General features: G+C 70.2%; 14 protein-coding genes and 1 riboswitch. Of the genes, 6 read left to right on the top strand and 8 right to left on the bottom strand.

Annotation, left to right across the window (positions count from 1 at the left end; genetic code table 11):
• Window positions 1-14 precede the first annotated feature (14 nt).
• Window positions 15-935, top strand: a complete 921-nt coding sequence (glsA, locus tag HBH26_RS15450; protein ID WP_168135531.1) for a glutaminase A — start codon at window positions 15-17, stop codon at window positions 933-935.
• Window positions 936-961: 26 nt separating this feature from the next.
• Here glsA and HBH26_RS15445 read toward each other — a convergent pair whose 3' ends face one another.
• Complete coding sequence (locus tag HBH26_RS15445; protein ID WP_168135530.1) at window positions 962-1144, bottom strand: hypothetical protein; 183 nt, start codon at window positions 1142-1144, stop codon at window positions 962-964.
• A gap of 90 nt (window positions 1145-1234) precedes the next feature.
• On the opposite strand from HBH26_RS15445, the gene HBH26_RS15440 reads away from it, so the two are divergent.
• The 4 genes from HBH26_RS15440 (at window position 1235) to HBH26_RS15425 (ending at window position 4826) form a co-directional block, all read left to right on the top strand.
• The gene (locus HBH26_RS15440; protein ID WP_168135529.1) at window positions 1235-2320 is read left to right on the top strand and encodes an SPL family radical SAM protein; all 1086 of its coding nucleotides are present in this window, start codon (window positions 1235-1237) and stop codon (window positions 2318-2320) included.
• The gene (locus tag HBH26_RS15435; protein ID WP_168135528.1) at window positions 2317-2838 is read left to right on the top strand and encodes a metallophosphoesterase family protein; all 522 of its coding nucleotides are present in this window, start codon (window positions 2317-2319) and stop codon (window positions 2836-2838) included. Before HBH26_RS15440 ends, HBH26_RS15435 begins: the two co-directional genes overlap by 4 nt.
• Window positions 2839-2858: 20 nt before the next feature.
• A riboswitch (cobalamin riboswitch) is annotated at window positions 2859-3075 on the top strand.
• Between the two features lie 282 nt (window positions 3076-3357).
• Window positions 3358-3897 (top strand): hypothetical protein, encoded by a 540-nt coding sequence (locus tag HBH26_RS15430; protein ID WP_168135527.1) that lies wholly within the window; start codon window positions 3358-3360, stop codon window positions 3895-3897.
• Window positions 3897-4826, top strand: a complete 930-nt coding sequence (locus HBH26_RS15425; RefSeq protein WP_168135526.1) for a cobalamin-binding protein — start codon at window positions 3897-3899, stop codon at window positions 4824-4826. The genes HBH26_RS15430 and HBH26_RS15425 overlap by 1 nt, the downstream gene beginning before the upstream one ends.
• Before the next feature lie 90 nt (window positions 4827-4916).
• On the opposite strand, the gene HBH26_RS15420 is transcribed toward HBH26_RS15425, so the two are convergent.
• From HBH26_RS15420 to HBH26_RS15395, 6 genes are all read right to left on the bottom strand, one after another.
• On the bottom strand, window positions 4917-5168 hold the full coding sequence (locus tag HBH26_RS15420) for an ATP synthase F1 subunit epsilon (protein WP_168135525.1): 252 nt from the start codon (window positions 5166-5168) through the stop codon (window positions 4917-4919).
• Window positions 5169-5298: 130 nt separating this feature from the next.
• Window positions 5299-6780 (bottom strand): F0F1 ATP synthase subunit beta, encoded by a 1482-nt coding sequence (gene atpD, locus HBH26_RS15415; protein ID WP_168135524.1) that lies wholly within the window; start codon window positions 6778-6780, stop codon window positions 5299-5301.
• A 23-nt stretch (window positions 6781-6803) separates the two neighbouring features.
• Window positions 6804-7682 (bottom strand): F0F1 ATP synthase subunit gamma, encoded by an 879-nt coding sequence (locus HBH26_RS15410; RefSeq protein WP_168135523.1) that lies wholly within the window; start codon window positions 7680-7682, stop codon window positions 6804-6806.
• A 97-nt stretch (window positions 7683-7779) separates the two neighbouring features.
• Window positions 7780-9309 carry a F0F1 ATP synthase subunit alpha gene (gene atpA, locus HBH26_RS15405; protein WP_168135522.1) on the bottom strand — a complete coding sequence of 510 codons (1530 nt, stop codon included), beginning with the start codon at window positions 9307-9309 and terminating at the stop codon, window positions 7780-7782.
• A 4-nt stretch (window positions 9310-9313) separates the two neighbouring features.
• Window positions 9314-9883, bottom strand: a complete 570-nt coding sequence (locus HBH26_RS15400) for a F0F1 ATP synthase subunit delta (RefSeq protein ID WP_338057419.1) — start codon at window positions 9881-9883, stop codon at window positions 9314-9316.
• A 187-nt stretch (window positions 9884-10070) separates the two neighbouring features.
• A complete protein-coding gene (locus tag HBH26_RS15395; protein ID WP_275402979.1) occupies window positions 10071-11336 on the bottom strand; it encodes an acyltransferase family protein in 1266 nt (421 codons plus the stop codon).
• A gap of 131 nt (window positions 11337-11467) precedes the next feature.
• Between HBH26_RS15395 and HBH26_RS15390 the strand changes: the two genes are divergently transcribed.
• Window positions 11468-12991 (top strand): TadA family conjugal transfer-associated ATPase, encoded by a 1524-nt coding sequence (locus HBH26_RS15390; RefSeq protein ID WP_168135520.1) that lies wholly within the window; start codon window positions 11468-11470, stop codon window positions 12989-12991.
• Window positions 12992-13100: 109 nt separating this feature from the next.
• On the opposite strand, the gene HBH26_RS15385 is transcribed toward HBH26_RS15390, so the two are convergent.
• On the bottom strand, window positions 13101-17723 hold the full coding sequence (locus tag HBH26_RS15385; protein ID WP_168135519.1) for an NAD-glutamate dehydrogenase: 4623 nt from the start codon (window positions 17721-17723) through the stop codon (window positions 13101-13103).

Raw genomic sequence — 17723 nt, 5'->3', positions numbered from 1 at the left:
AACAGGAAACGCGAATGGACCTTTCAGGGATACTGGCCGACATCGCCGCCGACATCGACCGCGAGGCGGAGGCGATCGAGCAGGCCGCGGATGCAAAGCGCGACGACGTCGCTCCCGGGCCCTTCGGCATCGCCGTCGCGACTGCGGCGGGCGAGGTGGTGACGGCGGGTGCGCAGCACCCTTTCCCGATACAGAGCATCTCCAAGGTCTTCGCGCTCGACCTGGCGCTGCGCGCGCTGGAGGATCGCGTGTTCGAGCGCGTCGGGCGGGAGCCGTCGGGGGACCCGTTCAACTCGCTCGTCGATCTGGAGCGGACCCACGGACTGCCGCGCAATCCCTTCATCAACGCGGGCGCGCTGGTGGTGGTGGACATGCTGGTCGAGCGGCACGGGGCAGAGGCGCGCGACGCGGTGATCGCGCTGGTCCGCGACCAGATCGGCGCCGACGTGCCGCTGGACGAGGAGGTGCTGTCCCAGGGCGGCGACCTCAACCGCGCGATGCTCAGCTTCATGCGCCACCACGGCAACGTGCGCTCGGCGAGCGATGAGGTGATGGACGCCTATGCCCGCCAGTGCGCCGTTTCGGTCGACGTCGCCGGGCTGGCGCGCGCCGGACGCTTCCTGCTCCCCACCCGAGTGGCGAGCGACGACGCGGTGCAGGATTGTCGCGCGCGGCAGAACCGGACGGTGCTGGCCCTGATGATGACGTGCGGCCACTATGACGCGTCGGGCGACTTCGCGGTGCGCGTCGGCCTGCCGGCGAAGAGCGGCGTCGGCGGTGGAATTCTGGCGATTGCGCCGCAGACCGCGTCGATCGCCGTCTGGTCCCCCAACCTTGACCAGAACGGCAATTCCATCCTCGGCGTGCGCGCGCTGGAGATGCTGGTGGCGCGCACGGGATGGTCGGTGTTCGGGCCGCCGCTGGGCGAGGGATAGTCACCGGCGGCCCGACCGCCCGGCGCCTACTGGTAGCCGCCCTCCTTGCGCTCCTCGGCCGCCTGCTCCTGCGCCTCGTCCAGCTGCGGCAGGTCGTCCTCGGGCAGCGCCTCGTCCTCCAGCGTGTCGGGCGAGCCGCGGTCGTCCTCGGGCAGCTCGTCCACGTCGGCCTCGAAGCCGGGTTCCTCATCGCGCGGCTGGCTCGTCATCGTCGGTCTCCTTCGTGCCGTCCAACGCTTCGCCGTCGCGAAGGTCGCGCGATCCGCGGAACGTTTCCGCTCCCCGCCGGTCGAGCGGGGATGACCGAAGAGGAACCGTCGGCCCGCGCGCGTCCGCCGTGGCGACCGCGCCGCCTGCTCGTCACCCGGGCGGCGCGCGGCTTCGCGCACGGACGCGCCATCATGGCGCGCGCGGCGGCGCTGGGCGTGGACGTCGTCGAGCTGGCCGGCGACCGCGTGACGATGCGCGACGACGAGGACCCCCGCCGCGCCTATGCCGAGGCGAAGGCGACGCTCGCCGTCGTCGTCGCCCCGCCGTCCAAGCGGCGGCTGCAGCCGATCGCGCCCAGCGCAGACTGGCGCGTCGACCTGGCGGAGGGGTGCCCGGCGCATTGCAGCTACTGCTATCTCGCCGGATCGCTGAAGGGTCCGCCCGTCACCCGCGCCTATGCCAATCTGGACGAGATCTGCGCGGCGCTGCCCGACTATCTCGGCCAGGGCACGATCACCTCGCGCAACCGCGCGCGCGTGGAGGAGGGCACGACGTACGAGGCGTCCTGCTACACCGATCCGCTGGCGATCGAGCCGGTCACGGGATCTCTGTCGGCGCTGGTCGCCTGGTTCGGGCGCTGGCGGGCCGACGCGCAGCTGCGCTTCACGACCAAGTTCGCCGATGTCGCCCCGCTGCTGGCGCTCGATCACCAGCGCCGCACGCGAATGCGCGCCTCGATCAATCCGCCCGCCTTCGCCCTATTCGAGGGCGGCACCGCGCGCGTGGCCGACCGGCTGGTGGCGCTGCGCGCGATGGCCGATGCCGGCTATCCCGTAGGCCTGACGATCGCGCCGATCATCGCCGCGCCCGGCTGGGAAGACGCCTATGGCGGACTGATCGACGCCGCCGCGGCGCGGCTGGGCGACGCGCCCGGTCTGGACCTGACGGTGGAGCTCATCACCCACCGCTTCACCGCGGGGTCGAAGGCGGTGCTCGATCGATGGTATCCCGGCTCGGCGCTCGACATGACCGACGCGAACCGCATGACCAAGCGGACCAAGTTCGGCACGGAGAAGCAGGTGTACGACGCCGACACGATGCGCCGCCTGCGCGGCTTCTTCGAACAGCGGATCGCCCGCGCGCTGCCGACGGCGCGATTGCTCTACTGGACATGACCGTCTTCTTCACCGCCGACACGCATTTCGGCGACCACCGCACGCTCAACATCTGGCGGCGTCCCTTCGCCGACGTTGCGGCGATGGACGCGCTGCTGGTGGAGCGCTGGAACACGGTCGTCACCGATGCCGACGAGGTGTGGCACCTGGGCGACGTCGCGCGGCGGGCCGCGGACGTGCCCGCGCTGCTCGCCCGGCTGAAGGGGACCAAGCACCTCCTGCGCGGCAACAACGATCCGCCGGACACGGCCTCCGCCGCCGGTTGGGCCAGCGTCGGCGACTATGCCGAGCTCGATCTCGACGGGCACCGCCTGGTGCTGTGCCACTATGCCTTTCGCGTGTGGAACGGGCAGCATCGCGGCGCCATCAACCTGCACGGCCACAGCCACGGCCGGCTGAAGCCTGTCCCGCGCCAGTTCGACGTCGGCGTCGACGCGCGCGATTACGCCCCGGTCACGCTCGACCGCCTGATCGCCGGCACGCGGCAGGGCGTTGCGCCGTCGCCGGACGGCGCGTAGAACGGCGTGGTCGGTCCAATGGACCGACACATCGCGCCGGTAACGGGAATGCAGTGCGCTCGAACGATCGGGCAATGCTGCGGCTGACCCTGCAACTGTGAGCGGCGAGCACGGCGAGCAAGCGGACCGGCGACGGTTCGCAGCCACTGGACGAGGCGGCCCGGGCCGCGGATCCGGGAAGGCGCACGCCGGGCGGCGACCCGCGAGCCAGGAGACCGACCGGCGCATGTCGCTCTTGCCGGGTCCAGGGGACTGACCGGGCGCGGAACCGATTTCGTCTGAGCGACGAACGTGCGGCCGGGGCCGCATCGGCAGCAGCCGGCGGGCGCACCGCGTCCGGCCGCCGGCGGCCGCCGACCGCTCGCGCGGACGCCCCGGCCTGGTCGCTCGACGCCGGGACGATGCGCGCGTGACGACCTGCTTGCCCTCCACCGGTCCGTCCGTCGCCGCGCGGCTGCGCGAGCGCGGCCTTCCCCCCTTCCGCCGGATCTCGCGCCGGCATCTGAAAAGGATCTGCACATGAACATGGAAGATCGCGCGGCACCGGTCGCGTGGCCGCTGGCGCTCGCCGGCGCGGCGGTGCTGGGCACGCTGGCGACGGCGTGCATGATGCCCTTCGTCGCGATCGCGACCATCGCCGCGGCGACGATGCCGCGCGGGCAGGCGGTGGCGGCCGTGCTCGGCGTGTGGTCGGCCAACCAGCTGCTCGGGTTCGGCTGGCTCGGCTATCCCGTCGACGCGCACGCGATCGGCTGGGGTGCGGCGCTCGGCGGCGCCGCGATCGCCGCGCAGGTCGTGGCCCGTCGCGTGGCGTGCGGCGGGCGCCGCGCGCTGCCCCGGCTGGCGCTCGCCTTCGCGGCGGCGTTCGTCGCCTACGAGGGCCTGCTGTTCGCCCTCGCGATCGTCGCGGGCGGCACCGGCACCTTCACCCCCGCGATCGTGGGGCAGATCCTCGCGAACGACGCCGGCTGGCTGGTGGGGCTCGCGGCCCTCCACGCGATCCTCGCCAGCGCGGCCCCGCGCGTGTTCGGCCGCGCCACCGCGCTCCGGCTCGCCTGATGGCCGCGCTCCCGCGCGTGGTCTCGCTCCTGCCCAGCGCCACCGAGATCGCGGTGGCGCTGGGCCTGGGCGGGCAGCTGTTCGGCCGGTCGCACGAGTGCGACTTCCCGCCCTTCGTCCGCGACCTGCCGGTGCTGACCGCGACCAAGCTGGAGAAGGGGCTGACTTCCCGCCAGATCGACGATCGCGTGCAGGAGATCGTGCGCCAGGGCCTGTCGGTGTACGAGGTCGACACCGACCGGCTCCGCGCGCTCCGTCCCGACGTGATCCTGACGCAGGCGCAATGCGCGGTGTGCGCGGTCACGCCGGCCGACCTGGAACAGGCGCTGGCGGACTGGACCGGCACCGCGCCGGTCCTCGTCTCGCTCGCGCCCGACGACCTGGACGACGTGTGGTCCGATCTCCAGCGCGTCGGCGACGCGGTGGGCGCTCGGCCCGCGGCGGACGCGGCGGTGGCGGAACTGCGGCGCCGCATGCGGGCGCTGTCCGCCGGCGTCCCGCCACGGCGCCCGCGTCCCACCGTGGCGGCGATCGAGTGGATCGACCCGCTGATGGCGGCGGGCAATTGGGTGCCGCAGCTGATCGAGGCGGCGGGCGGCGAGCCGCTGTTCGCGACTGCCGGGCAGCATTCGCCCTGGCTGGAGTGGGAGGCTTTGGTCGCCGCGGATCCCGACGTGATCGTGCTGATGCCGTGCGGCTTCCAGATTCCGCAGACGCTGGCGGACCTCGCAGCGCTCACCGGCAGGGCGGACTGGGGGCAGTTGTCCGCCGTACGGAAGGGCCGCGTGTTCGTCGCCGACGGACATCATTACTTCAACCGCCCCGGCCCGCGGCTGGTCGAATCGGCGCAGATCATCGCGGACACGCTCCGCGACACCGACGCGGCGCAAGGACCGGGCTGGCGACGCCTGGCCCCGGTTCCGGCCTAGCCGCAAAACGCGACGCCCGACGCGACGACGCCGGCGTCCCCCTGGGGGAACGCCGGCGTCGTCGACCGTACGGAACCGGAGCGGTCGCCGTCAGCCGGCGTGTTCGGCCAGCACGGTCAGCCCCTTGGCGTTCACCTCGGCGAACCCGCCGCGGATCGCGATCGCCTCGGGTGCGGTGTTGGCGCTCTTCTGCACCAGCACCTCGCCATCGCGGATGGTCGACATCAGCGGCCCGTGGCCTTCCAGCACCGCGAAGTCGCCCTCGCTGCCGGGCACGGTGACCATGTACACGTCCTCGCTGCGGACGAGGCGTTCGGGCGTGACGAGTTCGAAGTGGAGCATGTCTTAACCTTGGCTCCCTCTCCCCTCCGGGGAGAGGGCTGGGGTGAGGGGTAGGGGTCTCACCGAGGGCAACGCTCGCGGCGCCACCTCACCCAACCCTCTCCCCGTAGGGGAGAGGGCTAGCTGAAGCTTACGCCTCCTGCGCCAGCTTCTCGGCCTTGGCGACCACCTCGTCGATGCCGCCGACCATGTAGAAGGCGGCCTCGGGCAGGTGGTCGTACTCGCCGTTCACCACCGCCTTGAACGAGCGGACGGTATCCTCCAGCTGGACGAACTTGCCGGGGATGTTCGTGAACACCTCGGCGACGTGGAACGGCTGCGACAGGAAGCGCTGGATCTTGCGCGCGCGGCTGACGGTCAGCTTATCCTCTTCGGACAGCTCGTCCATGCCCAGGATCGCGATGATGTCCTGCAGCGACTTGTACTTCTGCAGCGTGGACTGCACGGCGCGCGCGGTCTCGTAATGCTCCTGCCCCACCGTGCGCGGCTCCAGCACGCGGCTGGTCGAATCGAGCGGATCGACCGCCGGGTAGATGCCCAACTCGGAAATCGCGCGGCTCAGCACGGTCGTCGCGTCGAGGTGCGCGAACGACGTCGCCGGCGCCGGATCGGTCAGGTCGTCCGCGGGGACGTACACGGCCTGCACCGAGGTGATCGAGCCCTTGTTCGTCGACGTGATGCGCTCCTGCAACGCGCCCATGTCGGTGGACAGCGTCGGCTGGTAGCCCACGGCCGAGGGGATGCGGCCCAGCAGCGCCGACACTTCCGCACCCGCCTGGGTAAAGCGGAAGATGTTGTCGACGAAGAACAGCACGTCCTGTCCTTCCTGGTCGCGGAAATATTCCGCGATCGTCAGGCCCGACAGCGCCACGCGCGCACGCGCGCCGGGCGGCTCGTTCATCTGGCCGAACACGAGCGCCACCTTGGACCCCTCGCTGGTCGGGTTCCCGTCCGCGTCCTTGGCGATGACGCCCGCGTCGAGGAACTCGTGATACAGGTCGTTGCCCTCGCGCGTCCGCTCGCCCACGCCCGCGAACACGCTGGTGCCGCCGTGCCCCTTGGCGATGTTGTTGATCAGCTCCTGGATCAGCACGGTCTTGCCCACGCCGGCGCCGCCGAACAGGCCGATCTTGCCGCCCTTGGCATAGGGCGCGAGCAGGTCGATCACCTTGATGCCCGTGACCAGGATCGCGCTTTCCGTCGACTGGTCGACGAACAGCGGCGCGGATGCGTGGATCGGCGCGCGCACGTCGGTGCCCACCGGGCCGCGCTCGTCGATCGGCTCGCCGACCACGTTCATGATGCGGCCCAGCGTCGCCGGGCCGACCGGCACGGAGATCTGCGCGCCCGTGTCGGTCACGGTCTGGCCGCGGGTCAGGCCCTCGGTCGAATCCATCGCGATGGTGCGGACGGTGTTCTCGCCCAGGTGCTGCGCGACTTCCAGCACCAGGCGCTGGCCGTTGTTGCTCGTCTCCAGGGCCGACAGGATCGCCGGCAGGTGGCTGTCGAACGACACGTCGACGACCGCGCCGATGACCTGGCTGATGCGGCCGACGGAGTTGGTCTGGCCCGTGTTCTGCGTCGGGCGGATGTCTTCAGCGGCGGTTGCCATGACGGTTCTTCCTGCTTCTAAACTTAGAGCGCTTCGGCGCCGGAGATGATCTCGACCAGCTCGGTCGTGATCGCGGCCTGGCGGGTGCGGTTGTACTGGATCGACAGGCGATTGATCATGTCGCCCGCGTTGCGCGTGGCGTTGTCCATCGCGTTCATGCGGCTCCCCTGCTCCGACGCGCCGTTCTCCAGGAAGGCACGGAACAGCTGGATCGCGACGTTGCGCGGCAGCAGGTCGGCAAGGATCGATTCCTCGTCCGGCTCGTACGTCACCGCCGCGCCGCCATCGTTGGCGGTCTCGACGCCCTGCGGCACCGCCACGGGGATGATTTGGATGCCGACCGGCTCCTGCACCAGCGCCGACTGGAACTTGGCGAAGAACAGGTGCGCGACGTCGAACTCGCCCGCCTCGAAGCGGCGGATCAGGTCGTCGGCCACCTCGCGCGCCTGGTCGAAGCCGAGCACCTTGTGCTGGCCAAGCTCATGATCGGCCGCGATGCCGTTGGGATAGAAGCGGCGCAGCACGCGCCCCTTCTTGCCGGCCAGATAGAAGCGCACGGTCTTGCCCTGGCGCTCCAGCTCCTCGGCCTTCTTGCGCGCGGCGCGGACGATGTTCGTGTTGAACGCGCCCGCCAGGCCCCGCTCGGACGTGGCGACCACCAGCAGGTGGACCTGGTCCTTGCCCGTGCCCGCCAGCAGCTTGGGGCTGCTCTCGCTCACCGACACCTTGCTGGCGAGGCTGGCCATTACCGCCTCCAGCCGCTCGGCATAGGGACGCCCCTGCACCGCCGCCTCCTGCGCGCGGCGCAGCTTGGCGGCGGCGACCATCTTCATCGCCTTGGTGATCTTCTGGGTCGACTTGACCGAGTTGATCCGGACCTTGAGGGCCTTGAGAGACGCCATCTTCTGCCTTCTCGTGCTCCTGCGCAGGCAGGAGCCCAGGGTTACGCAACGAGCCGCCTGTGGCTCTGGGCTCCTGCCTTCGCAGGAGCACGGGACCTTACGCGAACGTCTTCGCGAAGCTGTCGAGCGCGGCCTTCACCTTGCCCTTCACCTCGTCGCCGAAGTCGCGGCTGTCGCGGATCGACGCCAGCACGTCGGCGTGATCGGAGCGCATGTAGCTCAGCATCGCAACCTCGTAGCGGACCACGTCCTGCACCGCGACATTGTCGAGATAGCCGTTGGTGCCGGCGAAGATCGACACCGTCTGCTCCTCGAAGGGCAGCGGGTTGAACTGCGGCTGCTTCAGCAGCTCGGTCAGGCGCGCGCCACGGTTCAGCAGGCGCTGCGTCGAGGCGTCGAGGTCCGATCCGAACTGCGCGAACGCCGCCATCTCGCGATACTGCGCCAGCTCCAGCTTGATCGAGCCGGACACCTTCTTCATCGCCTTGGTCTGCGCGGCGCCGCCGACGCGGCTGACCGACAGGCCGACGTTGATCGCCGGGCGGATGCCGGCGAAGAACAGGTCGGTCTCCAGGAAGATCTGCCCGTCGGTGATCGAGATCACGTTGGTGGGGATGTAGGCCGACACGTCGCCCGCCTGCGTCTCGATGATCGGCAGCGCGGTCAGCGAGCCGTTGCCGTTGGCGTCGTTCATCTTCGCCGCGCGCTCCAGCAGGCGCGAGTGGAGGTAGAACACGTCGCCCGGATACGCCTCGCGGCCCGGCGGACGGCGCAGCAGCAGCGACATCTGGCGATAGGCGACCGCCTGCTTCGACAGGTCGTCGAACACGATCACGGCGTGCATGCCGTTGTCGCGGAAATACTCGCCCATCGCGGTGCCGGTGTAGGGCGCCAGGAACTGCAGCGGCGCGGGGTCGGACGCGGTGGCGGCGACGATGATGGAATATTCCATCGCGCCATTCTCTTCCAGCGTGCGGACCAGCTGCGCCACGGTCGAGCGCTTCTGCCCGACGGCGACGTAGACGCAGTACAGCTTCTTCGATTCGTCGCTGCCCGCGTTGACCGACTTCTGGTTGATGAAGGTGTCGATCGCGATCGCCGACTTGCCGGTCTGGCGGTCGCCGATGATGAGCTCGCGCTGCCCGCGGCCGACCGGCACCAGCGCGTCGATCGCCTTCAGCCCGGTCTGCACCGGCTCGTGCACCGACTTGCGCGGGATGATGCCCGGCGCCTTCACCTCGACGCGGCTGCGCTGGTCGCTGACGATCGGGCCCTTGCCGTCGATCGGGTTGCCCAGGCCATCGACCACGCGGCCCAAGAGGCCCTTGCCGACCGGCACGTCCACGATCGTGCCCGTGCGCTTGACGGTGTCGCCCTCGCGGATCTCGGCGTCGGAGCCGAAGATCACGACGCCGACATTGTCCGCTTCCAGGTTCAGCGCCATGCCCTGCACGCCGTTGGCGAACTCGACCATCTCGCCCGCCTGGACGTTGTCGAGGCCGTAGATGCGCGCGATGCCGTCGCCGACCGACAGCACCTGGCCGGTCTCGCTGACCTGGGCCTCGGAACCGAAGTTGGCGATCTGGTCCTTGATGACCTTGGAGATTTCTGCGGCGCGGATGTCCATGGAATTAGCCCTTCATCGCGCTGGTCAGCGCATTCAAACGGGTACGGATCGAGCTGTCGATCATTTGCGAACCGATGCGGACGACGAGGCCGCCCAGCAGCGCGGGGTCGACGGAAAGGTCGACGGTGACGTCGCGGCCGACACGCTGGCGCAGCTGCTGCTTCAGCTCGCCCACCTGCTCCTCGCTCAGCGGATGCGCGCTGACGACCTCGGCCGTGGTCTCGCCGCGGTGGCGTGCGGCCAGCAAGCGGAACGCGCGGATGATGGCGGGCAGTTCGGCCAGACGGCGGTTCTCCGCCAGAACGCCGAGGAAGCTCTTCGTCGTGGTGTCGACGCCCAGCGAATCGGCCGCGGCCAGCACTGCCTTGGCGGCGTCGCCCCGCGCGATCAGCGGCGAGGTGGTCAGCTCCTTGAAGTCGCGCGATTCGTCCAGCGCCCGGCGCACCGCCGTCAGGCTCTGCTCGACCTGGTCGATGCTCCTGGCATCCGCCGCCAGCTCGAACAGCGCGGTCGCGTAGCGCCCGCCGAGCGACGCCTGGATGCTGCTTCCCTGATTACCGCTGGAGTGATCCACGCGATTCGTTTTCCTCGTGCCGCGAAAATGGGCCTCGGGCGAGCAGGTGCCGCCGGAGCGCGCCTCGCCTGAGTTGGCGGGCGCGTAGCATCGGCCCTCCCGCGATGCAACCGGGTCGGTCGGCGGCGAGCGGCGCGGCACGACCCGGCAGGCCGTGGAAATCGCGCCGCCCGGATACCGGCAGCCGCTAGACCTTCGCGGCGATCCGCTGCGTCGCGGGTCGCCCGGATCGGCTCGGCGGCAGCTGACCGTTGAAGCAGAAGAAGAGGATCGGGACGCGCCGGAGCAGCAGATATCCGCCGAACGACAGCGCACCGGTGGCGACCGAGACGGCCGCCCACTCGACGGCGGGTGGAAGCGAAATTCTCGCGGTGACGAGACCAAGCGCCACGATGATGGGGTGGTGCAGAAGGTAGATCGTCAGCGAGGCGTCGACGAGCAGCTTCACCTGCTTGTTCGGCGCATCGCCCCAGCGCTTCATCGCTGCGAGCACCAGCCACGCGCCGCTGATCGCGGCGCCGGCACTCGCGAGAAGGGCCGGGCGATAATGATCCCTGCTGACGGCGAGCGCGGTCGCCGCCGCGATGATGACGAGGGCCGATACCGCCCGCTGCCAGCGCCATGTCACCCAGCGCTCGAAGAACGGGGGACTGAGGTACAGCACCGCGCCCACCGCGAAGAAGACGCTGTGACGTAGCAGCCGGTTCACCACCGACCCCCAGAAAGTCGTTCCCAAAAGGGGATTGAAGAGCGAGAGCGGCAGCGCCACGACGACGATGACGAGGAGCATCGTCAGGAAAGGCCAGCGCGCCCAGGCACGCGGCTGATCGGCGCGGACGAGCCGCGCCACGATCGGCCAGGCGACAGCGACGATGGCCGAGTAGATGATGAGATCGTAGAGGAACCAGAGATGACTGATCCAGGCCGGAGACGGCGTGACGATCCGTCGCTGGAACAATTCGACGGCCTGGCCGAAGCTGCCGGCATTGCCGATCGCATAGATGAACAACTGGATCGGGATCAGCGTCAGGGAAGCCGATATCAGCGGTATCCCCAGTCGCTGAAGGCGGGACGTGAACCACGTCGCCCTATCCCTCCTCGACAGCAGCATGGCCGCGAAATACCCGGCGATCAGGAAGAACGCCGGCATCCGGAACTGCGTGATCGCCTGGCTCACGACGTCGCAGAAGCGGGAGGTGACATGTTGCGCGGGCCCCCAGCCCGGCGAGTACAACATGGCCGCGTGATACGGGATGCCCATCAGCATCAACATGGCGCGGCATCGATCGATGTAGTGAAGGCGATCCGCGACCACTGCTTTCCCCGACCTTGATGCTCGCCCCCTCGATCGTTGTCGCAGAGGCGTCGGGATCGCACAAGGCGGGGCGGTTCTCCCCTGGATCGGGATGGAGCGCCCCTGCGGGCGGGCCGCTGCGTCGCGCCACCCGCGCATCCCCGTTTTCTCCCCCGACGGCACCGGCATGACGCCGCCGCGCCAGTCGGAGGCGGTGGAACGATCATGGTTAGGCAATTCTCAAGCCTTCGCCCGTAGCTATTCGCCGCGAGACGTAAGGAATTGATGGAATGAGCGCGTTCGGGCGACGGGGCGGAATGGGCGGCGGTACGGGATCGCGCCCGGGGTTCGGCGTGGCGCGCCCGATGCAGGGGGGAACCGTCCGCCCCGAACCCGCCGCGCCCGCGGGCGAGCAGTTCCCGCCGCTCGACGCGCTGGCGCTGGCGCTGGACGGCGACGACCTGACGCCGCCCGCGCAGCTCGACGCCATGGCACGCCTGACCGAACGGCAGAACGCCAGCGGCGACGCGGGTTCCAGCCGGGTCGAGGGGTTCGAGGCGTCGATCCACAAGATCAAGGAGCAGGTGCTGCCGCGCCTCCTCGAGCGCGTCGATCCCGAGGCCGCCGCGACGCTGGGCAAGGACGAGCTGGCCGAGGAATTCCGCCCGATCATCGGCGAGGTGCTGGCCGAGCTGAAGCTGACGCTGAACCGGCGCGAGCAGTTCGCGCTGGAGAAGGTGCTGGTCGACGAGCTGCTGGGCCTCGGCCCGCTCGAGGAGCTGCTCGCCGATCCGGAAATCAGCGACATCATGGTCAACGGTCCCGATCAGACCTTCGTCGAGAAGAAGGGCAGGCTGGAGCTGGCGCAGATCGCCTTCCGCGACGAGGAGCATTTGTTCCAGATCGCGCAGCGCATCTGCAACTCGGTCGGCCGCCGCGTCGACCAGACGACGCCGCTCGCCGACGCCCGGCTGAAGGACGGCAGCCGCGTCAACGTCATCGTGCCGCCGCTCAGCCTCAAGGGCACGGCGATCTCGATCCGCAAGTTCTCCGCGAAGCCGATCACGCTCGACATGTACGTCGGCTTCGGCAGCATGTCGCCGAAGATGGCGACCGCGCTGAAGGTGGCGGGGGCCAGCCGCTTCAACATCGTCATTTCCGGCGGCACCGGCTCGGGCAAGACGACGATGCTGAACGCGCTGTCGAAGATGATCGACCCGGGCGAGCGCGTGCTGACCATCGAGGACGCGGCCGAGCTGCGCCTGCAGCAGCCGCACTGGCTGCCGCTGGAAACGCGGCCCGCCAACCTTGAGGGACAGGGCGAGATCAGCATCCGCGACCTCGTGAAGAACGCGCTGCGCATGCGGCCGGACCGCATCATCCTGGGCGAGATCCGCGGCAGCGAATGTTTCGACATGCTCGCCGCCATGAACACCGGCCACGACGGCTCGATGTGCACGCTCCACTCCAACTCGCCGCGCGAGGCGCTGGCGCGCATGGAGAACATGGTGATGATGTCGGACATCAAGGTGCCCAAGGAAGCGATCAGTCGTCAGATCGCCGACAGCGTGGACATGATCATCCAGGTGAAGCGCCTGCGCGATGGCAGTCGCCGCGTGACGAACGTGACCGAGGTGATCGGGATGGAAGGCCCCGTCATCGTCACGCAGGAACTGTTCAAGTTCGAGTATCTCGACGAGAGCGCCGACGGCAAGATCATCGGCGAGTACCGCTCGATGGGCCTGCGCCCCTATACGCTGGACAAGGCCAAGCAGTACGGCTTCGACAGCGCGTATCTGGAGGCGTGTCTCTAAGCGCCGATCACCCTCACCCTTCCCATCGCCTTGGGCGATGGGCCCCTACCCTCTCCCGCCGGGAGAGGGAGGGAGCGGCGAAGCCGCGGATGGGTGAGGGCGGCGTTCGCTACCGCCCCAGCAGCACCCGTGCCTGGCTGGCGATCTGCGCCAGCATCGCCGCATTCGGCTCTGCGGCGTTGCGGGCGCGGTCGACCACCGCCTTGAACTGCCCGACGCGCGCCGCATTGTCCGCCAGCCAGCGATCGACCAGCGCCTCCGGATCGCCCTTCCCGCCCTTCGCCAGGAAGTCGAAGCGCAACTGCTGGAAGTCGCGCGCCAGCCCCGCGATCAGCAGGCGCTCCCACGGGTCGCTCGGCGCGATCCGTGCGGCATTGGCCTGTGCCCAGTCGAGCCCCAACGCCTGGCCCAGCCGGGTGAAGGCGCGCGTCAGCTTGGTCTCGTCGACGCGGGAGCGCTCGCCGAGGTCGGCGAGGCCGACCGCACCGTCCAGCTCGAACAATCGCACCACCTTCGCCGCCAGAGCGGGCGGCGCGCCCACCGCCTCCAGCGTGCCGGCGATGCGCTTGCTCTGCGCGCGCGCCTCCTCCAGCAGCAGCTCGCCCGCCGCGCCCTCGAGATGCGCGATGCCCTTGCCCAGCCGCTTCAGCACCGCCGACGGGCGGTCGCCTGGCGCGGTGACGCGCAGCAGGTCCGCGATCTGCGCGCGTACCGCCACCGCCACCTCGTCGAACAGCGCCAGCCGCCCGCTCTCCGGCATCGCGGTCGTCTCGATCTCGCGCCACAGCGCATCCAGCGCGAATTGCCGCTCGGTGACGACGAACATCGCCGCGATGTCGCCCAGCGCCGCGCCTTCCTCCTCCGCCAGCTCGAACGGATGGAGGATGCCGATGCGGTTGACGATGCGGTTCGCCAGCTTCGTCGCGACGATCTGCCCGCGCAGGCGATGCTGGTCGATCGCCTTGCCGAACCGGTCCTGCATCGCCGGGGGGAAAGCGGCGTGCAGGTCGTGCTCCAGCACGGGATCGTCGCCCAGGCCCGCGCGCTCGATCTCGTCCTGGAGCGCGAGCTTCGCGGTCGCCAGCAGCACCGCCAGCTCGGGCCGGGTCAGCCCGCGCCCTTCCGTCGCGCGGCGCAGCAGGTCGACGTTGGAACCCAGCCCCTCCACCCGCCGGTCGAGCCGCCCCGCGCTCTCGAAGATCTCGATCGCGCGGACGTAGCTCGGCAGCGCCTTCGCCCCGTCCTGCTCGGCGATCGACAGCGACAGCGTCTGCAGCCGGTTGTCCTCCAGCACCAGGTGCGCGACGTCGTCGGTCATCGAACCGAGCAGCGCGTTGCGATCCTCGAACGACAGCCGGCCCTCCATCATCTCGCGGTTCAGCGCGATCTTGATGTTCACCTCGTTGTCCGAACAGTCCACGCCGGCCGAATTGTCGATGAAATCGGTGTTGATGCGCCCGCCGCGCGCGGCAAAGGCGATGCGCGCCGCCTGGGTCACGCCCAGGTTCGCGCCCTCGCCGATCGCGATCGCGCGCAGCTCCTCCGCGTCGACGCGCAGGCGGTCGTTGGCGGGATCGCCGACCGTCGCATTGTTCTCCGCCGCGGCCTTCACGTAGGTGCCGATGCCGCCGAACCAGATGAGGTCCACCGGCGCCTTCAGGATCGCGGAGATCAGCGCGGCGGGCTCGATCGTCTCGGCCTGGATGTCCAGCGCGGCGCGGATCTCGGGCGACAGCGCGATCGACTTGGCGTCGCGCGCGAACACGCCGCCGCCCGGCGAGATCAGCGCCCGGTCGTAGTCGAGCCAGCTCGACCGCGGCAGCGCGAACAGCCGCTCGCGCTCGGCGAAGCTCGCCGCCGGATCGGGCGCGGGGTCGAGGAAGATGTGGCGATGGTCGAACGCGGCGACCAGCTTGATCTGCGTCGACAGCAGCATCCCGTTGCCGAACACGTCGCCCGACATGTCCCCGCACCCGACGACGCGGATCGGCTGCGTCTGCACGTCCAGCCCACGCTCCGCGAAGTGGCGCTGCACGGACACCCACGCGCCCTTGGCGGTGATGCCCATTGCCTTGTGGTCGTAGCCCTGGCTGCCGCCGCTGGCGAAGGCGTCGCCCAGCCAGAAGTCGCGCTCCAGCGCAATCGCGTTGGCGACGTCGCTGAACGTCGCCGTGCCCTTGTCGGCGGCGACGACGAAATACGGGTCCTCGCCGTCGTGGACCACGACGTCGGCGGGATGCACCACCTTGCCGCCGACGATGTTGTCGGTGATCGACAGCAGGGTGCGGATGAAGATGCGATACGCCTCCGTCCCCTCCGCCAGCCAGGCGTCGCGGTTCGACGGGCTGGGCAGCTGCTTGGCGTAGAAGCCGCCCTTCGCGCCGGTCGGCACGATCACGGCGTTCTTCACCCGCTGCGCCTTCATCAGGCCCAGGATCTCGGTGCGGAAATCGTCGCGCCGGTCGGACCAGCGCAGGCCTCCGCGCGCAACCGGGCCCGCGCGCAGGTGGATGCCCTCCACGCGCGGCGAATACACCCACACCTCGCGCCACGGCAGCGGCTTGGGCAGGCCCGGGATCTTGGCGCTGTCCAGCTTGAACGCCAGCGCCTCGTTGGCGGCGGGGGTATAGGCGTTGGTGCGCAGCGTCGCGCCGATCAGCGCGTGGAACGCGCGCAGGATGCGGTCGTCGTCGATCGCCGTCACCTGGTCCAGCCCCGCTTCGATCGCGGCGTCGGTGTCCGCGCAGTCGCGGCTGGCGGACGGGTCGTGCGCCTCGCCGAAGCGCGTCACCAGCGCGCGCGCGAGGTCCGGCGCACGGCGCAGCGCATCGACCACGGTGGTCATGCCGTACGTCAGCCCCGCCTGCCGCAGGTAGCGGAACCAGGCGCGGAACAGCACCACCGCCTGCGGGGTCAGCCCGGCGTCCACGATCAGGCTGTTGAAGGCGTCGTTCTCGCCCACGCCGCGCAGCGCGTCGGCGATCGCCTGTTCCAGCACCTCGGGCTGATGGTCGAACGCGGCGTCGGCGGCCTCCACGACGAAATCGTGGACGAAGGCGTTCTCCGCCTCCTTCAGCCGCGTCGGCAGCTCGCCGATCACACGGAAACCGAAATTTTCCAGCACCGGCACCGCGTCCGACAGCGCCAACGCGCCGTCCAGCTTGTAGATCTTCAGCCGGTGGTCTTCGCCTGCCACGGTCGGGTACAGGTGGACCTGCCGGTCCGCCGCGGTCTCCAGCGCGGACAGGCGCACGATGTCCTCCGCCGCCTCCGCCGCGGTGGACACGTTGCGGTAATTGGGCGGGAAGGCCGCGGCCCAGCGCAGCGCCAGCCGCGCCGCGCGCGCCGGCGCGATCCGCTCCGCCAGCGCGCCTTCCACCTCGGGCACCCAGCCGCGCACCATCCGTGCCAGCCGCGTGTCGAGCGGGCCGACGTCGGGCAGCGTGCCGCCGTCGCGCAGGTCCAGCGTGTAGCGCAGCATCGCCACCACGCCGTCCTCCAGGCTGATCGACCAGTTGAGCAGCCGCGCGTTCGCCGCCTTCGCCAGCATGTCGCCGATCGCCACGCGTCGCGCGGTGGTCACGTCGTCGCGCGGCAGCCACACGAACGCGAACAGGTGTCGCCCGAGCGGCGAGGGCACCAGCACCAGCTTGGGCCGCGGCCGGTCGGCCAGGCTCATCGCCGTCAGCGCCAGTTCCTCCAGCGCCTCCGCCGATACGCCCGTGACCAGATCGTGCGGCAGCGAGGCGAGCGCGTGGGTCAGCGCCTTGCCCGTGTGGCTCGTCGGATCGAAGCCGAACTTCGCCTCGAACTCGGCCAGCCGCTGGCGCAGCCGCGGCACGCTGCGCGGCGGCGCGTTGAGCGCGGCGGAGGTCCACAGGCCGGAATGGATCGACAGCCCCGTCACCCTGCCCGCGGTGGCGAGCGGCGCGACGACCAGGTCCAGCGGCACGCGGCGGTGGACGGGGGAGATCAGGCTGGACTTCAGTAGCAGCGGTGCCGGGCCGCCCGACTGGAAATAATCCACCGCCAGCTGGCGCGACCGCTCGGCCAGGATCGGCACGTCGTGCGCGTTCCCCGCGATGCCCAGCGGCGCGGCCTCCTGCCGCCCGTCGGCGTGCCAGCGCTCGTGACCCAGCAGCGTGAAATGCCGGTCGAGGAACCAGCGCAGCAGGCTCGCTCCCTCCGCGTCGCCGCCGGTGTCGTCCAGCATCCCCGCGTCCGACGCCAGCTGCGCCTGCATCGCGCGCCAGTCGCGCACCGCGGCGCGCACGTCGGCCAGCACCTTGGCGATCTCGTCGGTCAGCTCGCGCCGGTCGCGCGCGTCCACGCGCTCCAGCTCGATGTAGATCATCGACTCGGTCGTGCCGCCGGCATCGCCGATCGCGCTCAGCACGCCTCCCGCGTCGCGCGTCACCCGCACGACGGGGTGGATGATGCGGTCGATCGCGATGTCGCGCTCGCCGATGGCGGCGGCGATCGAATCGACCAGGAACGGCATGTCGTCGTTGACGATGGCCAGCCGCATCCGCCGGCGCCCGCCCGTTTCCGGCAGCTGGTCCAGCGCCATCGCGGGCGTGCCCGGCGCGCGCGACAGGCCCGTCGCGATCAGGAAGGCGGCAGCCTCGCCCTGTTCGGCGGCGCCGAAATCGTCGAGTTCGCCCGGCAGCGCGCGCTGCGTCAGCCGTTCGGCCAGTGCCTGGGACAGTATCCGTTGAGACTTTTCCGACAT

Origin of the sequence: Sphingomonas corticis (assembly GCF_012035195.1) — a bacterium.
GTDB lineage: Bacteria > Pseudomonadota > Alphaproteobacteria > Sphingomonadales > Sphingomonadaceae > Sphingomonas > Sphingomonas corticis.
This window is presented reverse-complemented; position numbering and strand designations above follow the sequence as displayed.